At 32.7% G+C, this 26,332-nt stretch carries 19 protein-coding genes; 9 read left to right on the top strand and 10 right to left on the bottom strand.

What is annotated here, in order from left to right; translation table 11 throughout:
• The first annotated feature begins 133 nt into the window (after positions 1–133).
• Positions 134–1,081, top strand: a complete 948-nt coding sequence (locus tag H4J75_RS04685; RefSeq protein ID WP_182221502.1) for an EDSAP-1 family PEP-CTERM protein — start codon at positions 134–136, stop codon at positions 1,079–1,081.
• A 514-nt stretch (positions 1,082–1,595) separates the two neighbouring features.
• Here the strand turns inward: H4J75_RS04685 and prsT are convergent.
• Positions 1,596–4,253 carry an XrtA/PEP-CTERM system TPR-repeat protein PrsT gene (gene prsT, locus H4J75_RS04680; protein ID WP_182221501.1) on the bottom strand — a complete coding sequence of 886 codons (2,658 nt, stop codon included), beginning with the start codon at positions 4,251–4,253 and terminating at the stop codon, positions 1,596–1,598.
• 94 nt (positions 4,254–4,347) lie between these two features.
• Positions 4,348–5,493 carry a GNAT family N-acetyltransferase gene (locus H4J75_RS04675; protein WP_182221500.1) on the bottom strand — a complete coding sequence of 382 codons (1,146 nt, stop codon included), beginning with the start codon at positions 5,491–5,493 and terminating at the stop codon, positions 4,348–4,350.
• Positions 5,494–5,584: 91 nt separating this feature from the next.
• On the opposite strand from H4J75_RS04675, the gene H4J75_RS04670 reads away from it, so the two are divergent.
• The 4 genes from H4J75_RS04670 to H4J75_RS04655 all read left to right on the top strand — a co-directional run bounded on the left by H4J75_RS04670 (position 5,585) and on the right by H4J75_RS04655 (position 9,885).
• Complete coding sequence (locus tag H4J75_RS04670) at positions 5,585–6,532, top strand: glycosyltransferase family 2 protein (RefSeq protein ID WP_182221499.1); 948 nt, start codon at positions 5,585–5,587, stop codon at positions 6,530–6,532.
• Between the two features lie 98 nt (positions 6,533–6,630).
• The gene (locus H4J75_RS04665; RefSeq protein WP_259368897.1) at positions 6,631–7,800 is read left to right on the top strand and encodes a glycosyltransferase family 2 protein; all 1,170 of its coding nucleotides are present in this window, start codon (positions 6,631–6,633) and stop codon (positions 7,798–7,800) included.
• Positions 7,801–7,815: 15 nt separating this feature from the next.
• On the top strand, positions 7,816–9,306 hold the full coding sequence (locus tag H4J75_RS04660) for a polysaccharide lyase (protein ID WP_182221497.1): 1,491 nt from the start codon (positions 7,816–7,818) through the stop codon (positions 9,304–9,306).
• Positions 9,307–9,312: 6 nt separating this feature from the next.
• Complete coding sequence (locus H4J75_RS04655; protein WP_182221496.1) at positions 9,313–9,885, top strand: acyltransferase; 573 nt, start codon at positions 9,313–9,315, stop codon at positions 9,883–9,885.
• A 275-nt stretch (positions 9,886–10,160) separates the two neighbouring features.
• On the opposite strand, the gene H4J75_RS04650 is transcribed toward H4J75_RS04655, so the two are convergent.
• Both H4J75_RS04650 and H4J75_RS04645 read right to left on the bottom strand, forming a co-directional pair.
• Positions 10,161–11,621: an oligosaccharide flippase family protein gene (locus tag H4J75_RS04650; RefSeq protein WP_182221495.1), complete on the bottom strand. Its 1,461-nt coding sequence runs from the start codon at positions 11,619–11,621 to the stop codon at positions 10,161–10,163.
• Positions 11,622–11,816: 195 nt separating this feature from the next.
• A complete protein-coding gene (locus tag H4J75_RS04645) occupies positions 11,817–13,715 on the bottom strand; it encodes an acyltransferase family protein (RefSeq protein WP_182221494.1) in 1,899 nt (632 codons plus the stop codon).
• Between the two features lie 205 nt (positions 13,716–13,920).
• Between H4J75_RS04645 and H4J75_RS04640 the strand changes: the two genes are divergently transcribed.
• From H4J75_RS04640 to H4J75_RS04625, 4 genes are all read left to right on the top strand, one after another.
• A complete protein-coding gene (locus H4J75_RS04640) occupies positions 13,921–14,652 on the top strand; it encodes a GDSL-type esterase/lipase family protein (protein WP_182231391.1) in 732 nt (243 codons plus the stop codon).
• The gene (locus H4J75_RS04635; RefSeq protein WP_182221492.1) at positions 14,649–15,800 is read left to right on the top strand and encodes an acyltransferase; all 1,152 of its coding nucleotides are present in this window, start codon (positions 14,649–14,651) and stop codon (positions 15,798–15,800) included. The genes H4J75_RS04640 and H4J75_RS04635 overlap by 4 nt, the downstream gene beginning before the upstream one ends.
• 4 nt (positions 15,801–15,804) lie before the next feature.
• A complete protein-coding gene (locus H4J75_RS04630; protein WP_182221491.1) occupies positions 15,805–16,968 on the top strand; it encodes a glycosyltransferase family 4 protein in 1,164 nt (387 codons plus the stop codon).
• A gap of 117 nt (positions 16,969–17,085) precedes the next feature.
• A complete protein-coding gene (locus H4J75_RS04625; protein ID WP_182221490.1) occupies positions 17,086–18,396 on the top strand; it encodes a putative O-glycosylation ligase, exosortase A system-associated in 1,311 nt (436 codons plus the stop codon).
• Between the two features lie 6 nt (positions 18,397–18,402).
• Here the strand turns inward: H4J75_RS04625 and H4J75_RS04620 are convergent, their stop codons facing one another.
• Genes H4J75_RS04620 through H4J75_RS04595 form a run of 6 tightly spaced genes read right to left on the bottom strand, consistent with a single transcriptional unit; the run spans position 18,403 to position 26,323 of the window.
• Entirely contained in the window at positions 18,403–19,416 is a 1,014-nt protein-coding gene (locus tag H4J75_RS04620; protein WP_182221489.1) for an acyltransferase, read from the bottom strand.
• 38 nt (positions 19,417–19,454) lie between these two features.
• Complete coding sequence (locus H4J75_RS04615; protein ID WP_182221488.1) at positions 19,455–20,501, bottom strand: acyltransferase; 1,047 nt, start codon at positions 20,499–20,501, stop codon at positions 19,455–19,457.
• Positions 20,502–20,539: 38 nt separating this feature from the next.
• The gene (locus H4J75_RS04610) at positions 20,540–21,637 is read right to left on the bottom strand and encodes a glycosyltransferase (RefSeq protein ID WP_182221487.1); all 1,098 of its coding nucleotides are present in this window, start codon (positions 21,635–21,637) and stop codon (positions 20,540–20,542) included.
• Positions 21,638–21,642: 5 nt separating this feature from the next.
• Positions 21,643–23,541, bottom strand: a complete 1,899-nt coding sequence (gene asnB / locus H4J75_RS04605; RefSeq protein ID WP_182221486.1) for an asparagine synthase (glutamine-hydrolyzing) — start codon at positions 23,539–23,541, stop codon at positions 21,643–21,645.
• 42 nt (positions 23,542–23,583) lie between these two features.
• Positions 23,584–24,636 carry a FemAB family XrtA/PEP-CTERM system-associated protein gene (locus H4J75_RS04600; protein WP_182221485.1) on the bottom strand — a complete coding sequence of 351 codons (1,053 nt, stop codon included), beginning with the start codon at positions 24,634–24,636 and terminating at the stop codon, positions 23,584–23,586.
• Between the two features lies 1 nt (position 24,637).
• Positions 24,638–26,323 carry a hypothetical protein gene (locus H4J75_RS04595; protein WP_182221484.1) on the bottom strand — a complete coding sequence of 562 codons (1,686 nt, stop codon included), beginning with the start codon at positions 26,321–26,323 and terminating at the stop codon, positions 24,638–24,640.
• Positions 26,324–26,332: the final 9 nt, after the last annotated feature.

Here is a 26,332-nt window from a genome sequence, read left to right as displayed (position 1 = left end):
GAATACCCAAGCAAAAAACTAAAAAAAAACAACATAAAAAACAACAGCATGAATTATTGGCACGATGTAAGCATATTAGTAGGTAGACAACTAATCAAACGAACTAACATTCCAAATGGAATCGGAGAGAAAAATGAAATTAATTAATCTAACAAAAAGCTTAATCGCTGCTTCTGTTTTAACTGTAGCGTCTTTTGGCGCGAATGCTGGTGTAATTGCTAGCTCATACCTTGAAGTAAATAACTTTGCTTTAAACGGTGTATCTTCAGCGGACTTATTATTTTTAGCTTCAGGGTCTCGTGAAGGTAATACTTCAGCACAAATAAATATAGGCACAAACTTAACTGCAGGCGATGCTGATTCATCATCAGCATTAGGCGATGTTGATGCATTATTAGCATGTGTTGGTAACTGTACAGTTTTAGGTTTGAATACCCCTGCAGCAGAAAATGCTGGCACCTTGCATTGGTCAACTGGATTAGCTAATGATTTAAATTATTCATATTCTGACCAAAATGTATCGGGCAATGCAATAGATGGGACTTCATCAGGCTTTACTCTAGCAGAAAGTTCATTATCAAGCGTACCTCAAGGTAATGCGAGTTCAAATGGTAATATATTTAATGAATTTGAAGCTATATTCAAATTTAATGGCGGTACCAATGCTAATGTTAACTTTACTTTAGATTATGTTTTAGATATGGCATCTGTTATAACTGCTGATGTTGCATTTGATGACCTTATAACAGCTACAACCACTGCATTTGCAAACTTTACTGTTTCACTAACAAATATTAATACTGGTTTAAGACAACAATGGAACATTGTTGATGAAACTGTTTCAGGTCGTGACGGCGCTATGTTTAATACTTTATTCCCTGGTTCAAACTCTAAAGCAGTTAACTCAAATGAAAACTTTAATTCTGGTGACTTTTTACTAGAAGCTCAAAACGCGTACGCATTGAATATCTCTCAAACTACAAGCACTAACGTTTCGCTTGTTCCAGAGCCAACTTCTATTGCATTGTTCGGTTTAGGCTTATTAGGTCTAGCTGGTGCAGCACGTCGTCGTAATTCTTAATTCTTAATTCTTAATTCTTAATTACACCAAGCTCCGTTATTTAAAGCCCTCATATGAGGGCTTTATTTTTAACAAAAAAATCTGAATATTCTTTCCTACTCCCTATCTTGTAACTACGTTAAATTATAATTTCCCTTCACTTATCCACCTACAATAACGCATCACTATTTATTTAAATTTACAAAAACTTTATCGTTCATTGACGTGAATTGAGTTTAGTTACTTTTAACTAACTGATGTTAAAAACTGCCTTCTCTGTCACGTAAAGTTTCATGCGTTACTAGGACGTATTTACTGAGAATATACCTTGATGTGTGGCCATTTAGGCTATTGCTGGTGTTATATTTTTCTAAAGATGCCTAAGGAGCCATTAAACCTGTGTTTAAAGCAGCTTCAACGGTTATCTTATTGAGTGTTTTACGAGGGTCGGTTAAGTTTTTCTTATTCATAGTCTGCCTATCCTAAACCCAAAATGGGTCTTAATGATAGGCATCTATACTAATTTTGTTACGGTTTATCTAATTGCGTCTTGATAGTGCTTTGCTATTTCCTTATTTTTTGGTGCGAGTAAAACCGCCCTTTTTAATAGTTCAATAGCTTTATTCTTATCTCCTAACTGAAGCTTAATCAAAGCCGCAGTATCGAGAACTTCAGGATGATTATTGTTAATAACTAATGCTTTATCAGCGTATTTATTTGCAGATTGAAAATTACCTAATTCATATTCAACCCAAGCCAAATTATTCAGAATAGACAGATCATCGGGTGATTTATCCAAAAGCAGGGTATATTGTGCTTGAGCCAAAGGTTTATCAAACTTAAGAGCGCTTTCCGCTAGTAAATTTTGAATGATTAAATCGTCTGGAAATTTTTCAACATGCTTTTTAATAAACGTAAATGCCGCCTTTTCTTGATCAACTTTTTTCAGTGTAGAAAATACCAATATTCCATTATAAGTACTAGGTAACTCTTTATACAACCCCTTAATTCCTTGAACTGCCTCTTTAAATTTACCTTCAGACAACCATATCTTAGCTTGTAATCCTTGAGCTAAAGGTAAACTTCCCTGATCGTTAGTTAACCCATCCAATTGCTCCTGCGCTTGCACAAAGTCTTTAGTAATAATTAGAAAGTGAATGTTCAGGAGCTTAAATTCTAGGTTATCTGGTGCTATTTTCAACGCTGAATTAGTTGTTGATAATGCTCCTAAATAGTCTTTCAAATTCTCTTGCAATGTGACTTTTCTCAACCAAGCTACACGATATTGAGGCTGTAAAGTTAACCAACGATTAAACGTATCTAATGCTTTTTCATTTTTGTCAAGTTGCATATAACTGTCACCAAGAAGAACCCAATAAATGGCTTGAGTCATCTTTTCTTCATCAATAGCACTTAATAGGTCAATGACTTTAATATAATTTTTTTCGATAAAAAGAACTTCAGCGTATAAAGTTAAGTACTTCTGACTTTCAATATTATCAATATAACTTTTTTCTATTCGTGAAATAGCTATGTTAACTTTATCCAGTTTTTTATAAGCCTTATATTGCAAACGAAGTCCGGCTAAATGATAAGGAGACCTCTCAAGTAACTTTTCTACAAGCTCTAAAGATTTATCATACTTTTTGTTTCCAAATTCTTTTATAGTAAAATATATTAGAGAGTATGGGTTGTACTCATTGATATTCAAAGCCAATTCAAGTTCATGTTCAGCTTTTTCAATTTCATTTTTCAACAGTAAAATTTTGGCTGTTAGGTTGTAACCTTCAATTTCATTTGTTTTAGTCTCTTTCCATTTAGCAGCCAAGTCTAATGCTTTCTGGTATTCTTTATTTTGAATATAAGCAGACGCAAGTGCGAATTTAGCTATTGGTAAATCAGGGTCAATCTCAGAGGCTTTTTCTAAATCTGTAATTCCTTCCAAATCATTCATTGAAAGTTTCAAAATACCAATTTTCGCTATATCTTGAGGATTATTAATATCTATATCATTAGTTTTAGTTACTAATGCCTTAGCTTCTTGAAACTTTCCAGCTTTTAATAGTTCAAAACTGGCGGTAGTAAGAAGGTTAATATCGTCAGCCGTTGCTCCATCCATAGTTTTCAATGTACTTGCAGCTTCAGAACTATAACCAAGCTTTAATTGAACGACAGCCAAAACTTTACGCACGGGGTGGGTAGGCGCTAAAGATTCATCAAGAGTAATTAAGAAATGGTGTGCTCGCTCATATTGTTGTAATTTAAATGCACTTAAACCAGCAACGATTCTATTTGAAGAAACATTCAAACCATTTTGTATAGCTTTATCTGTATGTGCTAAAGCATTTTCATAATCTCCCTTTTGATAATAGACCAAGCCTTTCAATTGATTTGTAAATGGATGTTCTGGAATTATTTTTAACAAAAAATCTAAATGCTCATCGGCTTCAGAATATCTTTCAGCCCGCACATAACTATTTGCCAAGAATAATCTAATTTTTGTGTTGGTTGGTAATAAGAGATAAAATTTATTGAAAGATGTAATAGCAGTATTAAAGTCACCTTGAATAAATAATAACTGGCCTTTTAATATTAACGCTTCTGTTAACTCTGGTGTTTTGACTAAAATCTTTTCAATGAGACTTAAAGCATCAGTTATATTGGTAGACTCTGCCATAATGTAAGCTTCACCTAATTGACTATAAACTGACTCAGATGAAAATTCACTTGCTTGAGTTATAATTTCTTCGGCTTTTGCCTGATCGCCAAGTTTAATATGCGCGAGTGCTTTATAGAGTAATATTTCAGGTAAAACACTTTCAGGTAATTTTGCATTTTGGTTTGCTAATGTGATTACTTGTTCACTTTTATCTTGTAAATTAAGCGCTTTAAATAATTTTGGTAATATTAGATCTAAAGGGCCATTTAGCTCTAAGGATTTTGTAAGCTCTTTTTCTGCTGCTTCAATATCACCAACTTCTAAATATAAAGTTCCTAATAGGAGTCGAGATTCTGGATTTTCCAATTCAATTGAGATCGCATTCTTTAATTCTAAAATTGCAGCTGAACTATTACCATTCGCAACATGCGATTTAGCACTTTGAATGTATTCATTCGCTGTTTTTTGAGGTGAACAAGCAGCTAAACTGAAAGCCACCGCCATTGTGATAATTAATTTATTACTGAATTTCATGGTATTCCTTCACTTTATTTTATTGTACATTCATACTTATAGCTGAAAATCCAACCAATTCTAGCCGAAATAATTATGAGTAATATGGCAAATACTAACAAGATAATACCTTTTTGAATATTGCTTTATAATTTTTAAATTTATTCTCTAGTTTTAACAATAGATATTTTCTTTGGTAACAATTCATAACTAAATTATACTTTTTATTCGACATTGACCGCTTATAACGGGCATCACCACCAAGAAAGTCATAACTATATATACCCTGATCAATATAATATTGAATAGCCTTAGTATGTAAAGTTAGACCAACTTTAATTTTATTATCATCAAAAGAGGTTAACGCTGATAAATAGAAGCACACTTGATCTTTATAAACATAATTCAATAAATAGCCTACGGGTTCTTTATTCAGAGATAAGACTGCAATTTGCACAACATTGTTTTCATCATCATTAATCATTGCATCATGAAAGTCATTAAATACACTGTTTGTAAAGCCACTTCCTTCAACTGAGTTACTCCATCGTTCAATATGTATTTTAGCAATATTCTTGATTAACGCTCTAACTTCATCAGCTTGGGTAATGATTGAGAAATCGACTTCACCGAGTTGCTTTAATAATTTTTCACTTCGCGCAACCTGTGAACGAGTATTTTTTGAAAGCACCTCGTTTATAAATTTTTCTTTTACTTCTTCCGTATAACTTTGTGTTTCGACAGTATATGCGTTTGTTTCTATTAGAGGGGTAATATCAGGGAAATCATGATGAAAACATGAAGTAAAACTTCTAATAACATTATCAGTAGATAAGCCAATAATCACCTCATGAATATGGGAGGCAAAAACACAAACCGAATCTATCATTTCTTTTCTAACTAGCTCTGCAACATTTGCATCTAGTAAAAAGTCGTTATGTTCAATCCATATTTGATCTTGCGGTGTATTACCAGTTCGATGTAGATACCATTGCTTTATAGAAAACAATCCAAATATCTTTCTTTCTTTCTCAACCAAAAAACCTAATCCAACAACTCGATTATTATCTTCAGCTTCAACAATAAATACTTTACCAGTAATTAGATCAAGCCAACTTCCGATCCATGCCCAGGATAAGAAAACATTACTTTCAGCTCTTTTTTCAAGATTTTGCCATTTTAATGAAACATCCCTTTTATTTGACGTATTAAAAGGTATTATTGATATATTAATGGCTATTCCCTTATACTTAATAAACAAAGCTTTTCTTAAAACAACTTTAGCAAAATACTATATAAACGTTGCATGAGAAAGTGTTAATTTCACATATAGCCTAACTTATGAGATTTAGATGATAACCACACCCTACTTGTCTTTTATAATCCCCGCTTTTAATGAAAAGAACTTTATTAGCAATACACTAAAGCAACTGCATAATTTCGCGCCAAAATGCCATTATGAAGTGATTATTGTAGACAATGGTTCTACTGATAATACTATAGAAATAGCTCAATCATTCAATGATACTGTTTTAACTTGTCCTGAGGGTACCATTGCAGCCGTTAGAAACTATGGTGTAAGTAAATCAAAGGGGAATATATTAGTTTTTTTAGACGCTGACGTAGAACTCACCCAAGAATGGCAAAATAATATCATGGGTGTTATTAACCAAATTATTGAAGAACCGTTATTAATAACTGGGTCAAGATGTTTGGCACCAGAAACATCCAACATCATTAATAATAGCTGGTTTAATATATTGTCAATCAGCACATCAGATAATTATATTAACTCCGGTCACTTAATAACATCTAAAGTTTTATTTGATGAAATATCTGGATTCAATGAAACACTTAAAACAGCTGAAGACCACGATTTTTGCGTAAGAGCAAAACAAACTGGTGCTAAAATAAGACCCACACCATCATTGAAGGTGATTCATTATGGATACCCTGCAACAATAGGCGAGTTCATTAAAAGGGAGCGTTGGCATGGTCGTGAAGATTTTAAAAATATATATTCTATATTCAAGTCGAAAATAGCATTAATTACGCTTTTTCATTTATGCCTTTTATCGTTAAGCGTAATACAGATAATCAGTACAGGCTTATTACAGGGGATTATTTTTTATATATTATCTATGATATTAATGACTATTCCTTTAACCTTATATAAATTCAAAGAACTAAAGTTAGAATCAATAGTAAAAACATCCTTAATGCATTATTTTTATATTATTGGCCGCACACTGTCATTCTTTGATCGGATCACATTAAGATATTCAAAAAAATTTAGGTAAATATGACATTTTTTATTCTAGTTATCACATTACTATCCCTATGCATTATCTTATATGTATATTTTGGTTACCCACTTTTACTTAAGCTGCTTAGTATTTTGTTAAAAACTAAAGCCACACGCCAAGATGAAATGCTAACCCCTGAAGTATCATTAATTATATCTTGTTATAACGAAGTAGATGTAGTTAAAGAGAAAATAGAGAACAGTTTAGCCATTGACTACCCTAGAGATAAATTAAAGATCATCATAGTTTCTGACGGTTCTGATGACGGTACTGACGAAATAGCAAAACAATACTCTACAGAAGGTATAATGCTAATCAGACAAGAAGGTCGCTTAGGTAAAACCTCTGCAATTAACTTAGCCATGGAGCAAGTAACTTCAGAAATTGTGGTTTTTTCTGACGCAAATGCAATGTATGAAACTGATGCTATTAAAAAATTAGTCCGAAACTTTGCGGATAAAACCGTTGGATATGTAGTTGGCGCAGCTTTGTATACCGATGGAAAAACGAGTGCAGCAGCAGCCAGTGAAGATATATACTGGCGTTATGAAATCAAGTTAAAAACATTAGAAAGTAAATTACATTCTGTTGTGGGTGGCGATGGTGCTATTTATGCTATTCGTCGAGCTTTATTTATCAAGTTAGATGCAAAAGATATTAATGACTTTGTTAACCCATTACAAATCATTGCTCAAGGATATAGAGGTGTGTTTGATCACGAAGCAAATTGTTTAGAAGAAACTGCAGGAGATTTCGCCAAAGAAGCTAAAAGAAAACAACGAATAGTAAATAGAAGCTTTCGTGGTTTAATGAAAATGAAGGAAGTTTTGAATCCTTTAAAATTTGGTTTTTTTAGCTTTGAAGTTATATCTCACAAGTTGCTACGTTGGCTAATACCTGTTTTTATAATGTGCTTTGCCCTCGGTTCATTATTTTTATCTTATGAAAATATTTTTGTTTTTCAAATAATAACTTTATTGGGTATTTTGTTTATCTTGCTTGCTCAAGTTGGTTTTTTAAAGTCTAGGAATAAAATAATCTCTCCTCTGTTCTCTATCCCCTATTATTTTTTAATGGTAAATTATTACTCGCTCTTGGGGGTTTTAACCGCTCTTGCTGGTAATATTCAAGTAACTTGGAGTACACCTAGAGTATCTACAAAAGAAAAAGGCCTACTCAAAACAAAAGGTATTGTGATACTTACTATCTGTAATTTAGCCCTAATAAAAATATTCTTTGATACTTTATTTAATTATCAATAGTAAAGGCAGATTTATATGAAATATGTTTTATTTATTTTATTAACATTATTTTCTAATGACTCTTTTAGTCAAACATCGACTTGGTCTGAAGGGAAGTGTGATGATATTAAAAACATCCATGAAGGTGCTACAAGAGATTTCTATAATAGAGGAGCAGGGAAAACTTGGAAGAATAAACAGGGTGATTGGCTAGATGCTCAATTAATTCCACAAGGGAATAAACCATTTACAAGTATTAACATCAAAAATAAAAAAAAGAATGATGTAATCAGTATTAATGTAACTATATTAGTAAAATATTGGCAAAAAAACGTAATTGTTAATCATGGTTTTTTAGTTAAACGTTTAAAAGGGGATAATGCCACTTTTTTTTCTAAAGATAATAGTTCTGCACCTTTATCGCCTAGTCTAAAGATTAAAACTAAACTTAAAACATATCATTTAACGGCTGTAGCTGATACAGAGTTGGATGTGTCAACTTACCGTTGCCTAAATAATGAACCACTACTTAATGCTTATCACAACTTATTAATAAGATTTGATTTAGGTAAAGTAAAAGAAGATATAATTGAAGCCAATCTACAATTAACTTCAGCTAAAGACATACGGACTTCATCGCTAAATTTATATTCGGTAAATATTGAGCCTAACTTTTACATTAGAGAGTTTGGTTTGGTTGATAACTATGAAAATGATGAAGCTTTAAAACATGACAAGCATGTTTTATATTATGAAAGTTTTGATGATGAACAATGGAGAGAAAAATGGGGTGTATCTTTTTGGGAGAGCTATAGAACAACAGATAATAATGAATATGAAAGCTTTATCCCTTTAAATAAATCTGCCTTAGAGATAACTATAAAAAAAGGTAAGCATTCCGGTATAAGTGCACATTATCCCCTTACCACCTTATCATTAGATACTAATAAAAAGGTTAAATCGGCTTACTTTCGATATAACCTGCAGCTAGGCAGTAATTGGTCTTCATCTACTGGTGGAAAGTTACCCGGATTTTCTGGCATTTATGGTAATGAAAGCTATAGAGCAGGATGGGGTGGCAGAAGGAGTGATGGTACAAACGGTTGGTCTACAAGAGGCTCGTTCTCATCGACATTAAGTAATGAAAATATACTTGCGTCTAAAACACCTACTGGAAGCTATATCTACCATGCTGATATGAAATATTCATATGGTGATGAAGATATATGGAATTTAAATGACCTCAGTGTGCTAAAAAATAACACTTGGTATAGCATAGAACAATATGTCCATATGAATACTTTAGGACAAAATGATGGTGTTTTGAAAGCATGGGTGAATGGTATATTAGTATATTCACGAGATAACATTCGTTTCACAGACAACCTACTTATTGGTATTGAGAGTGTATGGCTTAATATTTATCACGGTGGTAGTGCAACAGCCCCTAAAGATCTAACCTTATTTATAGATGATCTTGTTATCGCTTCAAAATATATAGGTTCAAGAATTCACAACAAGAAATAAAAGTATATGAAATACACATTAGAAATTTTTTTTACACTGTTAACAATTCCATTTTACTTACTGTTAAAAATAACACCAGTAGGTCATCGTAAATCGATATTCAGTACTATATCACAACTTTTAAGCCTTATACCTGGAAAGGTTGGAAGCTATTACCGTAAAGCCTTCTATCAATTAACAATGAAAAAATGTTCCTTCAGTGGCGTAATATCTTTCGGTACGCTATTTTCACATCAAGATACCGAAATTAATGAAAATGTCTATATTGGACCACAATGTAATATTGGTAAATCAATAATTGGTAAAAACACTCTAATTGCGAGTGGCGTACATATCCTGAGTGGCAAGAATCAACACAACTTTGATGATATTGAAATACCTATTCAGCAGCAAGGAGGGCAATACGAAAAGATAAGAATCGGTGAGGACTGCTGGATTGGCAATGCCTCTATTATAATGGCAAATGTAGGAAACAAAGCTATTGTTGCGGCTGGTACTATTGTAGTTAAAGATGTGCCACCATTTGCTATTGTGGCTGGTAATCCAGCTAAGATTTTAAAGTATAGAACTGGTAAATAGCGTAAACGTGGGCGGAATTGCAACTAGCTTTTTTGAAATTGCTGCGTCTAATGAATACGATCACAATACCTAAGCTAAATTGGTAGATGGGTAACGTGGCAAAGTAATAGATACTCACAGGCTGCTGGTACACACAACTGAATCAAGGTAAATGGTTTTGAGTCTCTGTATGTTAAGTTAAGCGTCACATGATTATACTAGTCAATGCTTTTTTGCTTTTCATAGTTGTAACCAGAAAAATTGTGGATAAATTATCAGGTTCGTTTACCAGACGCTCATCTAAATTTACTATAAACACTATTAGCTAGGTTATAAATATGAATACCCTCTTTTATATTTTTATAATAAATAATATAACTAAGGACAATTAATATTATGTGGATTAACCCAAAAACAATCATGTAATAAAACAAGCTGAACATCCCCCCCCCCCAACTTTCAATACCAACTTCGAGAGTTAACGTAGCGGAGATTAAAGATAAAACAGCAATGGGGAGAATCAATTTACTGATGTAAAGAATTGATAAATTTGCGATAGATTTTAGGTAAACAAAAAATAAAGACACTAGAACAAATGCCACTCCACCTCTTAGAAGGGAAAAGTGATATAAACTATCGGTCATAAGCGTTAATAAAACGCCTACGATAATTAATAAGCTTAACACGTCATACATAAATAAGGACTTAACTTTACCAAGCGCGATACAAAATTGATTCAATAATTGACTTATAACGGTTGTAAACAAAAAAATAGATAAAGCACTTAATATTGGGTAAGCAACACTCCATTGATCACCAAGAAAAAAATTAATAATAGGTTCAGGAAATGTCCAAATAAAAGCACAAGCAGGCATTATTAATAAAACAATAACCAATAAGCTTAATGTGAATTGATAAACTAATTTTTCAGGCTCATTTTTAACTCTAGCAAATGACGCTATTAAAGGCTCTATAGCAGGTCCAATAATTTCACTGCTAGGCATAATAGAAAGGTGGCGAGCCAAGTGATAAGCGCCTAGCGCTTCAGAAGAAAAATATTTTGACACCAAAATAGTATCACTTTCTGCTCGAGCAAAACCTACTCCACCTTTAAGTAATACCCACTGAGAAAAAGACCATTGTTCTTTAATTTTGCTCAAACAAAATTTAGGCTTAGCCGAGTGAATATAGTATGAGCCAATAGTTAATGTTAGACTAGAAACAAGATCTCCTATAATTAGTGCCCAATAACTGGGCTCAAAATAAACGAAGATCATAACAATACTAAACGATAACAGTTTCTGAAGAATACTTATTCTAAATATTGGTTTATATGAGAGTGCCCTTCTTAATAGCATTAAACCTGGACTTTTAAATGCCCCAATTAACAGTACTAATGAACTAACATATAAAGCATTTTCAATTTCAGGACGTTCATAAAAAGAAGTAATTAGCGGAACGGCAAGCACCAATATTATCCATAATACTGATTTCATTATAATATCAATCGTCCAAGCCGAATTAACATCATCAGAATCAACTTCAGCTTTTTGCACAATATACTGCTGACTGCCTGTAGCAGATAATGCATCACAAAAATGAACGACTAGTACTGATATAGCAACGATACCAAAATCATTAGGTGTCAAAACCCGTGCTAAGATCAACGTACTAATCAATCCAATACTACGTTGAATTAGTCTAATGATAAGTAGTAAAAATGAACTGCTAAGAACTTGAGTCGTGAGTGAAGCCATTCTTAAATTATATTCCTTTATGCTAGACTTAAAAATCATTAAAAAGTAGAAGTATTATATCGCTAATTAATTTTAATAAGATTATAACCTAATATAAACGAACTATTCGTTTGTATTAATTACATTTAAAATATTTTTAATTAACTAAACTATAATATTGAGCTTTTAGTTATCTTTATAAACATCATATAAAAATTAATCGTTGAATATTTCATTTGCTATTAACGATGCTCCAAAAACAGTTAGATGATCATCGTCAAAATAAATGGGCAAACCTTCCTTAATAGCCCAACAATCTCTTTTATCACATATGTATTTTACAGGATCTATATATTTTACATTATCTTGATATTCAGTGTTTTTAAAATGATTAAGGATTAATTCGTTTCTTTTTTCATAGTATTCTACAGTACTTCCTTTTACATTTTTAATATCTGCGCCCTGACGGTAGTTATTCCTCAAAAGGACGTGTACATCTTTACCTAACTCAGGTATTGGTTTAATTACAAAAACATTTTTTTTATTTTTGGCAATAACTTGAATAAGCAGATCTAAAGCATTAAGTATTTGTTTTCGTTTGAGCTCGTCTTTAAGGTATGTGTGAGGAATTGCGGGATAATTGGTTAACTGATCTCCAAATAATGCTAAGGAGTATCTGTAGTTAATTACGACATTCTGAATAGCATCATCATTTATTATACTTTCTGCAGAATCCTTAGTCCACCTAGAGCACTTACTAAACTCTTCATTCTGTCCATAGGACGGAATACAATCGGAAAAGCTGAAATGCTTGATAGACTCGTTTTTATATTCCAGCTTTTTTGCTAATGCGTAAGCTAGCTCGACAGTATGACTATCTCCCAAAATAGCCCACGTAACGTTATCATTAAAATAAACACATGTGTTACTTGGCTCAATGAAATGGTCAACACCTGCATGACATTTATTACGATAAGGACTAGGTACCATGTGTTTCGTGATCGGAGAAAGTGCAGCTGAAGAATGCGCAAGCGTTCCATTTGTATAGTATACATATAGCGATACAGCGCCGACGAAACACACCATTAATAAAGGCCTACACTTAAATATAAAGTCTTTATATGTAAATACATAAGCTAGTTTGATTTTTTCAATGTACTTATAACTTAAATACCCTAAAAATACAGATAGCCCGATTCCGATTAAACTGTAATATTTAGGTAAAGAATAATAATAGATAAACACAACTATCGGCCAGTGCCATAGATAAATAGAATACGACCAAGTCCCTATCTTTTGAAAAATAAAATTCCCTGTTATAAAACTTTCCTCATTGCGTGCCTGAATAATTAAGTAAGCACCAAACACAGGAAAGATAGCTAGGTAACCTGGCCATGGTGTTGCTTGAGAGATTAAAACATAAGAACCTGCTATAAAGGATAAACCTATAATTTCAGCTCGTTTTTTATTGTTTTCAAAAAAAGTTAAGGGGTAAATATAAGCCACACCACCAAGTAACATTTCCCACATACGTGATGGTAGAAGATAATAAGCACCAGAAGGCCATTGGTAACTAAAGAAAACACATAGAATAAAACTAATAATGGTTCCAATTAATATAATTACTTTAAGATTTTTGATGGATAAAAGCTTATGGAGTAAAAACAACACTAACGGATAGATAATATAGAATTGCCATTCAACAGATAATGACCAAGTATGCAGTAGCCATTTTTCATGAGATGAAGAGTCAAAATAACCAGATTCTGTCCAATATGTTATATTTGAAAAGAAACCAATACTGCCAACTATATGCTTCCCTAATGCTTGGTAAGCAATGGGTGTTAGAAATATGAAACCGATTAAGAGTAAAAAGATACACAGCACAGACAATGCAGGAACAATACGATTAGCTCTTGCAATATAAAACTGAAAAACTGAAAAGCTATTTCGTTCTAAGCCCCTAAAGACAATCCCCGTCATCAAAAAACCTGAAATAACAAAGAATACGTCTACGCCTGCAAATCCACCTTGAAGCCAATTAGGTTTAAAATGAAAAAGAACAACCGCAATCACAGCAATAGCTCTCAAACCATTAATATCTTTTCTAAACAATTGATGAGCCTTTATATGTAATGATTTTAATGCGTAATGCGTGAAAAATGTCTATTGTCAACACGCTGATCCTGTTAATAATATAGCACAATTAAAAACTTTAGATTCAAAAATCAAATACTCACGAGTTTGAATTGTGCGAGTATTAATATTGCTATATTCTACTATCTATATAATTAGCTTTATTTGCAGATATTAATTTCAAATGGTAAATTTCTTAACAAGCAATCGCAAAAGATCCTTTGCCTTTCTAATCTATATATTTATACTTCATAGTATTTTGATTGGTATTATTATTTACCCAAATTTAGCACTTAGGCTTGCAATAAAACTGAAGTTAGCTCCCGCTAATGAATCGGTAATTTATTACATAGCAGCAATGAACACCATGCACGCTAGAGTAGATGAAAACACAGGGCCGAATGCTTTCATTTTTATAGGTGATAGTCTTATCCAAGGGCTATCCGTAAGTTCGATTCGCCCTGTTGCAGTAAATTTTGGCATAGGTCATGATACCATTAACGGTGTACTCAAACGCAGCTTACATTATAAGTCTTTAAGGCGTGCATCCTCCGTAATTATCAGCGTAGGAATTAATGATTTAAGGAACAATTCAGTCGAGCAGGTTATCGCTGAATATGCAATTATGCTTAAACAATTAAGAAGAATATCTAATATATTTATTCATGAACTATTACCAATAGATAGTAAGTTACAGGGTATTGAGTTAAAGAAAAAAATATCCTCGTTTAATAAAGATTTATTAAAGCTAGCTAAAAGCTTTGATAACATAGCATTATTAAAGTCTTCTAATAAATTCATTGATATAAATGGTGATTTAAAACAGAGCTTACACTTAGGTGATGGGTTACATTTGAATAAAGATGGTTATGAAATATGGATTCAACAATTAAAACAACAGCTGAGTGCTAAATGAAGAAGAAAACAACAACTGCGAATTCAGGGTACCTAGAACAATTAACTTGGCTTCGTGGAATTGCAGCTTTTTTCGTTGTTATATCCCACATTATTAGAGCAACAGAGGTTGACTATTTCTCTGAAAATAGCACATCATTACCTGCGATATTATATTCTTTCGATTTAGGAACTTTTGGTGTATTACTATTCTTTACACTTAGTGGCACAACCTTATACATTAGCCATATCAATAAAGCCGTACCCTTAAGCCATTTTTATATAAAAAGATTTTTTAGAATATGGCCTGCATTTAGTGTTTCGTTATTAATCTATATTCTTTTTCAACCTATATTCTCTACGTTTTATACCGAGCTACAAGGTTTTTGGATTGAAAAACAATTTGTAACACCATATTCTTTAAATGACATAATTCAGTACCTAATTTTGTCTCAAAACGTGATTGGCACATCTGGTCTATTTAACAATGCATATTGGAGCTTACCCGTTGAGTTTCAATACTATCTGATTTTTCCATTATTGATACTATCGTTAAAATATATGAAATTTATTGGGCCTCTAGTCATTGGCCTTGTATTATATTTAATTTATAAATTTAACCTATCTCATTTCAGTCAAACTACAGTGTTCATGCTGGGATTTAGTTTTTGTGGTGGCGTTACTATTGGATATATTTACAGTCAACTCCTATCAAAAGAGAAGATACTTACACTCAGGTTTGCTATGCCATTATTATTGTTAAGCTTTATTACAGCTTCACTTATTGCAAACAGTCTCATAGACCTTCCTGATTACCCAATAATATCAGGTGTTTGGAACTGGTATATTCTACTTTCATTCGTAGCTGTTATTGCAGTTTTATTTGGAAAAGTACATCTTCCTTCAAAATTAATAAAAATACTTAACGTTTGTGGCAACATTTCGTATAGTGCCTATCTATTTCATAATTTAATCATTGCCGCATTAATATTATTCTGTATTCAATTTGAAATTGTCAATGAATGGTTATTATTTATTGTATTTACTGGAACATTAATCGGCACATATTATGTCGCAAAATTATCATTTAAATATATTGAAAGTAGAGGCATCTCTGTAGGGAGAAATCTTTGTTCTCATCTTCAAGGTTTTACAAAAAAGGCTCTTTAACTTTATGAATAAATATAAAATGGCTATTGTAAGGCCCGATGGCAATGTTATACCAAAGGGTTTTTATAACAGTCAAGAATTAGGCTTAGCTCAACAATTATCTGTGCTTAATGTTGATGTGGATGTTTATTATGCAGGAAATGTCGAAAAAATCACGTCTTCAAGAATTGAGTCTTCTGGACCTGGGCAGGTCAACCTCATTGAGTTACCTTATTATATAATCCCTCTAATTCAACAAGCCATATTTCCAGGTTTGATCAAAGAACTTAGAAAGTCAAAATATGACTTAATTCAAGTAAATGAATATAACGATATTATTTCCACTCAAGTAGTTAATTACGCTGATAAAAATTATATCCCTGTTATTGTTTATCAAGGTATGTATAAAAATTTAAGTGGTCGCTTCAATGGCTTATACACTTTTTTTCACGACAAATTACTTATTAGTAACTTTATCAATAAAGTATCAATTGCATTAACTAAAACAAAGGTTGCTGCAGATTTTTTAATGTCTAAGGGCTTTAATCATGTGTCAGTAATGCCAGTTGGCCTTGATACAAATGCATTTGTTCAATCAAAAAACCAAATCAATAACAATGAATTAAATAATTTATATGATATACCAGCGAATCATAAAGTCATTCTATATATAGGAAACTTTGAACAACGCAGAAATATTAACTTTTTATTAGACATCGCAAATTATTGTAAAAAACTACCAATCACGTTTCTATTTATTGGAGAAGGAGAGTTGCTCGTACAGGCGCAACAAAAAGTTATCACTCAAAACATGAGCAATGTGAGACTACCCGGACGCTTACCACAAAAAGAATTATCAACCATTTATCAATCTTCAGACTTGTTTTTATTAGCAAGTGATTATGAAATTTATGGCATGGTGGTATTAGAGGCAATGTATTATGGCATACCTGTAATTTCCAACAATACTGCAGGTCCAGCAAGTATAATTGATTCTAATATTAATGGCGTTATTATTAATGATCTTAATGTAGAAGAATGGAGCACAGTGATTAAAAAATTATTTTCCGATAATAATATACTCAAAACTATGAAAAACAGAGCAAAAACCAAAATAGAACAAGAGTTAACTTGGGAAAAAATTGCCCAAAAATATTTAGATGTGATACTCAAAAAGTACTGTCATTAACGTAAAAACAAAATATAGAGAACGAAAATAAATGATAGATATAATAGCAAAACTTGTTGTTGGCTTTATGATTTTTTCTGCGATTTACATCGCAATAAATTCTGATGGTGAAGATTAGTGTTATCTGATATTTTGTGGATAATTATTTTATTCACATTTTCATTTTTGGGACTTAAACGCCCCTATATTGCATACTGCTGCGTGATTTTTGTGGACATTCTCAAACCTCAAAACCTTTCATTTTCAATATTGGCTAATAAGCCCTTATCACTGATAGTTACAATAGTTTTTTTCCTGAGTTTAATGATGAACCATAAAAAGTGTTCATTTCCTAACTACAAAACGATTAGCTTGCTTATACTCGCCTTTATGGTCTGGATAACTATAACCACTTTTTATGCTGAGTTTCAATTTTTAGCATGGTATAAATACGACTATTCCATCAAAACAATTTTTTTTGCTATATTTGCGCCTTTTGTAATAAATTCAAAAGTTAAGTTTCAATTATTTCTTATGACTATTGTGACCGCGGCTTCATATTATTTTATTATCGGTGGAATGACCACCGTCTTTGAACCTACCTTTTACGGGGAAGCATTAATTAGGACTAATTCTGGCGATACATTGATGACAGAATCAAGTACACTTTCCATGACAGCGGTAATGCTTATACCTATTTTATACTATCTGTACAAACACTCCATTTTTGTAGAAAAAAACAAATTATTTAAACCAACCTTGATGCTAATTCTTTTTGCTTCATTAATGACAATCGTCGGTACACACGCTAGAACTGGAATTATTGGGTTAGCCATACTTTTTATATTAGTTGCATTAACGACAAAATATAAAGTGCGGATTATGGTACTTTGTGCCGGCATCATTTTAATGGTTCAGATTTTTGCCACTGATGCTTGGCTTGAAAGAATAGGAACAATTACGACCAGTAAGCAAGAGTCTTCAGCGTATGGGCGTATTGTTGTTTGGAAATGGACAATAGATTATGTTCAATACCGACCGATATTAGGGGGCGGATTTATGTCATATAAAGCCAACGCAGGTGTACTCCACTTATACGGTAAAGATGGTGTTTCCGTTGATTACAGAGAGCAATCTGGGAAAGCTTTTCATAACATTTACTTTGAAGTGCTAGGGGAGCACGGATATCCGGGCCTGGTTATTTTCTCCTTAATTATTTTCTTGTCTTTAAAGCTAAATAGAAAAATCAGTAAAACAAGCAATGAGCCTTGGATAAGAGATGCAGCTATTGCAAACAATATCTGTTTATTAATTTACTGTGGTTGTGGAATGTTTATTGGTATAGCATTCTCACCTTGGCTTTATTTATTCAGTGGTTTAGCCGTGAGTTTAGATAACTGTCAGCGACCGAAAACAAAAACTTCACCATCTAAAAAATCAATAAAATAACAACGATTACGCATGTGTTGTACTTTTTGAAATTGCAAATTTTTCCCTTGCATCCATGAATGGTTTCTCAATAATTCTATATAACGTCTCAGAAAGTAATACAGTACCCAAGAAAGCAAGTACAAAATATAAAAAGAAGTTTATATCTAAACTTAAACGTTTTAACAAACTAAGCGCCTCTGGATGCAGTAAGTAAATCCCATATGACCTCGTTGCTATATAATTTGCACCTGGGAAGTATAGTTTATTTTTCCAAGCATCACTTGAGTTAGCCAAAACAACCCAGCTACCAAATATAAAAGCCAATAATAGATTGTCAGGGTCTTTCAAACCTATATTTGGATAATAACGAGCCACAAAAAATAACAATAGGGTCATAAAAGTAATGACTGAAATGGTAGCTATATTTGACGTCATTGTTTGCCAAAAACTTTTGTACTGTGTTTTGATTTGAGCTAACAGCACTCCAAAAATACAACAATCCATCTGCAGGTGGGTTGGAGAATACCCATCTGAATACCAAGAAAGTTCACGACTAAAATAAGGAACAAGTAACAATATTAACAAACCAATTGTGGTTACTTTTTTATCTTTTAAACACAATCCTCCAATAAATGGTGCAATGAACAAGTAGAACTGTTCTTCTACACATAAAGACCAACTAATACTAAAAAATGACAAGTCTTCATTATAATTTTGTAAAAAAACAAAATATTCCCAAGGAAACGTCACATTATCTACACTAATATATTGTTGTAAAATCGACAGTGTTAATACAGCATAATATGCCGGTAACGTTCTCATCCATCTTCGTATCCAGAAACGTTTAATATCTACTTTATTAGACTTCTCTACCTCTTTGAATAGTTGCCCGCCTAACAACCAACCAGATAAAACAAAAAATAAATCTACCCCGATACCACCTAACTGAAGAGGTGCTATGTATGCAGGTGCTCCATAAGCTAATACAGAATGTGCAAGTACCACCATTAATATGGCAATAGAACGTAAAAAATCCATTGAACCGTATCTCATATAACCCCTATATTAAAATATAACTAACGATTGCCGGATAATACTTTGTTTACTACTGGCATTCTTTTTTTAAGCAAATAAGCAACTATAAAAATCACTATAGTTGCTAATGGAAATGTTAGATAAAACTTGTAAGCATCACTGATAAAAAAACTAGTTAGTTTCCCTACTCCATAACTCAAAGGTTTTACGTGAAATAAATATACAAAAAAAGTGAATTGAGAAAGAAATATCAACCGGTCGAAAATAACAAAGCTACTTAATTTAATGACCAAAAAAACACCAATGAAAATTGAAGTATTTTGTATTATTAATGTGTGAAACTCATATCTATTTACATACCAATTAGCCATTTCTGGATCAATAAATACTCTACTAATACAAAGTATTATATAAACTAAAAAGATATAAAGCGTCATTCGTTTTGATAATACTTCTATTAACATCTCAAATATTTTCTTATTTTGTGATAAATAGCCCCCTAAAACAAAATAAGAAAAAGTCTCTATAGTAATAATGTTACGATCTGCCAATAATGGTGTGACCTCTATATCAATTAGCCATAACACTAAAAATGGAAGTACAACCCACAACTTGAATTGCCTAACCGCAATAAAAATAACAGGTGAAATTAAAATTAAGAAAATTAAATCCCTTAAAAACCAAAACTGTATTGAAACTGGTTTCAGAAAAATAGATTCAAATATTTGACTAGTGATATGCTCAGTTGAAGACCAAATAATCTTCCCATAGCTGTAATCCACAATAAGAATCAAACTAGACGCAAGAATATAAGGTATAAAAATACTATAGGTCCGTTTTTTCAACGCGGAAGGATAGGAAGAAATATTTTTATACGAAAGAAAAAAGAAAAAACCGGCAACAAGGGCAAAAAAGGGGACAGATATTCGAGCAATACCATTTGTTAAAAACTCTTGGAAATAATAGTTCCAAGTTAAACCATCAATTAAATCCATATCATGCTTGGTGTTATAGTGAATAGCAATAACAAGAACAGTACAGAATAAATTTGCGATACGAAGGGAATCGCTTAACTTTTGGCTAATCATTATTGATAAAAGCCTCTTTTATTGTGACCGACATTTTACTAGGTTTCATACAAAGCCCGATACCGATTAAGCATATTGTTAAGAGAAAAGTTTTCCTCAAAAATTTTACGCCCCGCTTCCCCATAAAGCTTTTGTTTTACAGTATCAGCAATCAATTCATTACAACAATCAGTAAACTGCTCTAAATTATCATTATCAGTAACCAAACCATTCTCTTTGTGCTTGATAATTTCAGCATTTCCACCCGCATCTGTAACAACACAAGGCTTACCTAATGACATAGCCTCTAAAAGGGTCATAGAGGTTCCCTCACTAAAAGATGAAAGAAGGTATATGTCCATCATAGCCAAATAATGTTTCGGGTTAGGGTTATACCCAGTCAAAATTATATTATCTGTAATATTTAACTCGCGAATCAATGCTTCAATACTTTCTCTTTCATCACCATCACCAACAATCAATAAAATCGCATTACTGTTCTTTTTTAATACTTCAGCAAATGCTTTTAACATCATTTTATGGTTTTTAATTGGGTCAAAACGAGCAATTGTACCCAATATTATCTTATCCTCATCAAGATTAAGGGATAACTTAAGTTGTTTAACTTTCTCAATATCGACGTTAAGCTCGGCAATACCGTTGTATATAACATTTATCGAACGTCTAGGAATATTTTCAAACTCAACTAAAGCTTGTTTTGTAGCTTCTGATATAGCTACAACACTGTCTGTAAATAAATTCAATATCGGATTAACAAGCTTACGCTTCCAAGTACTGCTATCGGGGTAAAAACGTCCATGCTCTGTAAAGACTATTTTAGTTTTGGTAAACATTGCTCCTATTGTTCCATATACCCACGGGGTATATTGGTGGCAATGCAGAATGTCTACTTTATGGTAATTAATGTATTTTCTTATGCTTTTTACTAGTTGGAAATCAAAACCTTGCTGCCTGGCTTCAAAATGAATATGTATCCCTTTATCCATTAACATCTTACCAAAGGGTCCTATCGGAGATTCAATACAAAAAATAGAGTTTTCAAATTCATTAGTATCCGCACCATCAATTAAATTCTTAATAACTTGCTCGGTACCGCCTATGCGCATATCAAAAGTTAAATGTAATATATTTTTCATAATAATTACTCGGCTATGCTCTCAGTTTTCATGTACTTATCCCACCACATCTGAAACATCAACATACTCCATAAAGGAGCCGAGTAATCTATCTGTTTATTCTGGTGTTGCAGCCACATTTTTTGAATAGTTTCTTGTTTAAAGTAACTTACCAAGCCACCTTCACGATTAAAGAGACAATCTTCAGCTATTTCTTTTATTTCACCTCGAAGCCAGTCAGCTAAAGGGACAGAGAAGCCCATCTTTTTTCTGTATAAAATATTATCCGACAAAAAAGGCTTAAATATTTCTTTTAATATATATTTCTTTTCACCATCATTAAATTTGAATTTTGAAGGGATCTTCGCTGCGAATTCAACTAATTTATAATCTAAAATTGGTGCGCGTACCTCTAATGAATTAGCCATACTCATTCGATCAACCTTAACTAATATACCACCCGGTAAATAGGTTTTCATATCGGTATAAAGTACCTTTGATAAATGGTCAGGTCCATCGGCTTTATTGTATGCGTCTATTGTTATTTTAGATGGATGGTAGCCATTAAGGTTACTTTTCATATTTTCATTAACCAAGCTATTCCAAATATCATCCGACATAAATGAATTGGTAATATAAAATCCCATTGCAGGTTCAACACTTAAGCTTGTTAATAATGATTTAGCACGACTAAAAGGCCTTGCTTTGATGCATCCTGCCAGCTTCGCTAATGGTGGAAATATGTTGCGTCTAACGATAGATGGAAATTTTTGACGTAACTGGTTTTCTAAGTTATCAACAGAGTACTTTTCATAACCTGCAAAGACTTCATCACCACCATCGCCAGCAATTGCAACAGTGACTTTTTGTTTAGCCAATTCTGAAACGAAATAAGTAGGAACTAGTGATGGATCGGCAAAAGGTTCATCAAAAAAGCTAACGATATGATCCAATTCATCTTTTACATTTTGATGAACAGTAAACTCATGATGGTTTGTTTTATATTGTTCCGCTACTGATCGGGCAAAATCTACTTCATTATACTTTTCATCATCAAAACCAATAGAACAAGTAGTTATTGGTGACTCACTGTTTTTTGCCATTAGCGCAACAATACCACTAGAGTCTACACCACCACTCAAAAATGCGCCTAACGGAACATCGCTCACCATACGACTTTTAGTACAATAATCAGTTAATTTAGTTAGATCAGCCTTTAATTTCTCTTCAGAGTCATTACTCGTTTGAGCAAACGAAATATCCCAGTATTCTTTTTTATTAAGTCCACTAGCGTTAATGGTAATGAAATGTCCTGGTTCTAATTTATATATGTTTTCAAAAATTGTTTTTGGATCGGGTATATATTGATATGCAAAAAAGTCATAAACGGCATCTACGCGAACGGTTTTAGGGATGTTGGGTAAAACAAATAGAGCTTTTAATTCAGAAGCAAAAAAGATATTTTCATTATCGAAATAGTAATACAACGGTTTTTTACCCATTCTATCGCGAGCAACGAATAGCTCTTTTTTTTCTTTATCCCATAAAGCAAAAGCAAACATGCCATTCAAATGTTCTAAACATTTTTCGCCATACTTACCATAAAGGGCAAGTATGACTTCAGTGTCAGTATGGGTATTAAATTGATAACCCTCAGCCTGCAACGAAGACCTTAACTCTAAGAAGTTATATATTTCACCATTAAAGGCTATAACAAATTTATCATCTGAAGAATGCATAGGCTGAATTCCAGCGTCTGATAAATCAATAATACTTAACCTTCGATGGCATAAAGCAATATCATCATCAATATATTCACCACTGGCATCAGGCCCACGATGAAGAATAGCATTACCCATTTCGACTAATGTTTTTTGCTTTGCCTTAACTTGATTAAATTGGCTAAACCCTGCAATGCCACACATATAATACTTCCATTCTATTATTTGATTTTCAATAAGTCAGTTTTATAAACTTATATATTTACGTATTTTAGGGCCTATATATTCACTGATGTTAACAGGTAGTTTACGCCAGGTTTGTTCTACAAAAGAACGTAATTTACTCGCTTCTCCTGCGCTCTCTGCTAACAATTGCCCTGCACTATCATATTTTTGCCAATTCAATAACTCTGGTTTTGCTCCCCATTGGCTTTTAAATTTAAATGTACCTTCGCCCAATGTTGAACGACCAAAGTCAAATTCCTTACAACCTCGATCATTAACGTACTTTAATAGTGTCCAGTACAACAGCATATTAGGAGCCAAATGATTAAAGTCAGAATTGGTCGATGCCCAAGGAATACTCGCTTTACTACCGTTAAAAAGAACTATACCTGCACCAACAACCTTATTTTCAGCATACACCGTTGCTATAATGGCATCTTCTCCATAAGAGGACATAATGTGTTCGAACCAATTTTTACTGTGAACAGGAGATCCCAAATCACGCATATTTCGAGTGAAAACCTGATAGAATTCACCAACAAAATTTGAGCTATTTCCAGTTTTTGCTGTTAAACCATTCTTTTCAGCCTTTCGAATTTGACTACGTAATTTAGACTTAAACCCCGAAAATAAATCATCAGAGTTTTCTGGCAAGTCCATTAGCATTCTAACCTTTGTTACCGGAAAGTTTTCGGCATCTAGTAATGTTTCTCTTTTTACACTACTTCGATTATCAAATACTGAAATATTATGTTCTTTACAAAATTGAACAGCCTTATTTAGCAGAGCAGTATGTATATCATCATTGTCCGCTAATATCCCACCAACATCACAAAATGGTAGAGCACATAAACTCCTTTTTGAAAATGGTGGAGCAATCAAAACCGTAGGTAATATACCAACAACAGAGCCTTCTTCTTGCTTAGCTATCCAATAAAAGCATTTATGTTTATAACCATTCTCAACTGCTTGCATCCATGCTATTCGATGATACGTACTAGCACTAATATGTCGCTTTACGTATTCATCCCAAGCAGAAAAGTCTTCACTATGTATTAATTTGATTACTGTCATTTTATTTTTTCTTTGTTTTAATCTGAGCATCTATAACATACAAATTATGTGCGTTACTAAAAGTATGAGTTGCCGTTACATCCTCAGCCCAATTAGGCTCGACTTTTGAGACTAACTCTTCACGATAGTTATGCTCATCTAATTGTATGATTCGATTAAAATTAAATCCATATCCATATTTATGCGATGAATTTTGTGATGGCCTATAAAGATTGCCATTTTTCTCAAATATTTTCCCTGCAGGTCTTGCTCGCTTACAATCTGAAATAATGGGGTTCATAGGATGAGATACCCAAACTTTAGATAGCAAATCATCAGAAGAAAAAAGAAACAGTTCATCCCAAGTAGAAACACCTTTATGTTCGGCCCCGTTAGCAAACATCCACCACCTATTATTATGAAATAATAATGTAGCATCAAGTAAAGAGACATTTTCCATTAAATTCATCACAAACTCCCATTTATTAGGGAAATCAGTACATCGATATAATTCAACTGTATTATTCTCTACACTTTCAGGGATCATATAAAGTTCGTCGTCATGATCAAAAATGAACGGATAGGATAAATGATAATCTTTATCTAAAACAATTTTTGGTTCGGAATGGTTACCCTTTTCATTCATTTCGATGAGTGAAATATGCCCTTTTCCTGTTTTATACAAGTATTCTTCAAGAAAGATATAGTAGGTCTTATTTTTGTAGATAACATGAGGGTCAGCCCAAAACTTGTCCTTAGGCGGGACTAATCTTTTGTAACGCCAAAGTGAGCTAGAGAACTCTTTTTTAATATCAAAAAGTAAGATCCATTGTTCAAAATAAAATTTATTTTGAACAATGTGAGTAAGTTTTTGAATAAGTTTATTTAGGGTTAGCTTGGTTAATTCTTTATTTGTTGGGCTTTTATACAATTTTTCTGAGTATATTGTTGGGTCTTGGTTTTGTTTAGCTATTTTTTCAAAAAAATCTTTTTCGCCTTCTAAAAATAAAGATTCTAAGGTTCGCGTCATAAAATACAAAGATTTCCAAAAATAGTTATTAACATTTTCATTAAAAGAGAATTCATTGGTACAAGAGTAAGAGCGGTACAGTACTTGTCCATTATCCAAGTCTTCATTGAGAATTTGTAAAATTGCTCCTGTTTCTGGCCAGCTTTCTAAACTTTCCCAATAACCTGCGGGGCCGCCACGATTTAAGTGATTGTCACCATGGTGAAAAGACCACACACCATATTTACTGGCTAATAGAATATCGCCTCTAAGTATTCTAAAACCCAACCGAATGATCACATCTAACTGACATTCTTTAATCTTTTCAATATCATTTTCAACAAAATAATCTGAATGCTTCTTTTGAATCGGTCGAGCTTTAATTAATGGGATACCCATATAGAGCTCGTCACAACTAATAGATTTTGTTGCATTCGGCAAAGTTTTTACCCGATCTATCAGTTTGTCATATACCACCTCTAAAATTTTTCTAACCAAAAGGTACCCCAACCTGTGTTTGTTATTTTTAATTTTTTCGTTGAGGCTTAAATTAGGTATTATTTTTTTTACGTCATTCTCAATAATAAGAGATATTTCTGCGTATTCACTTTCTTTAATCTGTTGAACCATTTCAAAGGCCCAAGCAGGAAGATTGCCGTCTTCAACTAATAAACCAATTTTTAATTTATTTTTAGACATTTTATTGCT

It is taken from the genome of Colwellia sp. BRX10-1, assembly GCF_014077545.1.
Lineage (GTDB): Bacteria > Pseudomonadota > Gammaproteobacteria > Enterobacterales > Alteromonadaceae > Colwellia_A.
The sequence above is the reverse complement of the archived record's forward strand: the minus strand, read 5'-3'. Positions and strand labels throughout refer to the sequence as shown.

What these genes read in the sequence shown, in the direction of transcription:
- H4J75_RS04685 (WP_182221502.1), top strand. Translation starts at nt 134, where the DNA reads ATGAAATTAATTAATCTAACAAAAAGCTTAATCGCTGCTTCTGTTTTA.
- prsT (WP_182221501.1), bottom strand. Translation starts at nt 4,253, where the DNA reads ATGAAATTCAGTAATAAATTAATTATCACAATGGCGGTGGCTTTCAGT.
- H4J75_RS04670 (WP_182221499.1), top strand. Translation starts at nt 5,585, where the DNA reads ATGATAACCACACCCTACTTGTCTTTTATAATCCCCGCTTTTAATGAA.
- H4J75_RS04660 (WP_182221497.1), top strand. Translation starts at nt 7,816, where the DNA reads ATGAAATATGTTTTATTTATTTTATTAACATTATTTTCTAATGACTCT.
- H4J75_RS04655 (WP_182221496.1), top strand. Translation starts at nt 9,313, where the DNA reads ATGAAATACACATTAGAAATTTTTTTTACACTGTTAACAATTCCATTT.
- H4J75_RS04650 (WP_182221495.1), bottom strand. Translation starts at nt 11,621, where the DNA reads ATGGCTTCACTCACGACTCAAGTTCTTAGCAGTTCATTTTTACTACTT.
- H4J75_RS04640 (WP_182231391.1), top strand. Translation starts at nt 13,921, where the DNA reads ATGGTAAATTTCTTAACAAGCAATCGCAAAAGATCCTTTGCCTTTCTA.
- H4J75_RS04635 (WP_182221492.1), top strand. Translation starts at nt 14,649, where the DNA reads ATGAAGAAGAAAACAACAACTGCGAATTCAGGGTACCTAGAACAATTA.
- H4J75_RS04630 (WP_182221491.1), top strand. Translation starts at nt 15,805, where the DNA reads ATGAATAAATATAAAATGGCTATTGTAAGGCCCGATGGCAATGTTATA.
- H4J75_RS04620 (WP_182221489.1), bottom strand. Translation starts at nt 19,416, where the DNA reads ATGGATTTTTTACGTTCTATTGCCATATTAATGGTGGTACTTGCACAT.
- H4J75_RS04615 (WP_182221488.1), bottom strand. Translation starts at nt 20,501, where the DNA reads ATGATTAGCCAAAAGTTAAGCGATTCCCTTCGTATCGCAAATTTATTC.
- H4J75_RS04610 (WP_182221487.1), bottom strand. Translation starts at nt 21,637, where the DNA reads ATGAAAAATATATTACATTTAACTTTTGATATGCGCATAGGCGGTACC.
- asnB (WP_182221486.1), bottom strand. Translation starts at nt 23,541, where the DNA reads ATGTGTGGCATTGCAGGGTTTAGCCAATTTAATCAAGTTAAGGCAAAG.
- H4J75_RS04600 (WP_182221485.1), bottom strand. Translation starts at nt 24,636, where the DNA reads ATGACAGTAATCAAATTAATACATAGTGAAGACTTTTCTGCTTGGGAT.
- H4J75_RS04595 (WP_182221484.1), bottom strand. Translation starts at nt 26,323, where the DNA reads ATGTCTAAAAATAAATTAAAAATTGGTTTATTAGTTGAAGACGGCAAT.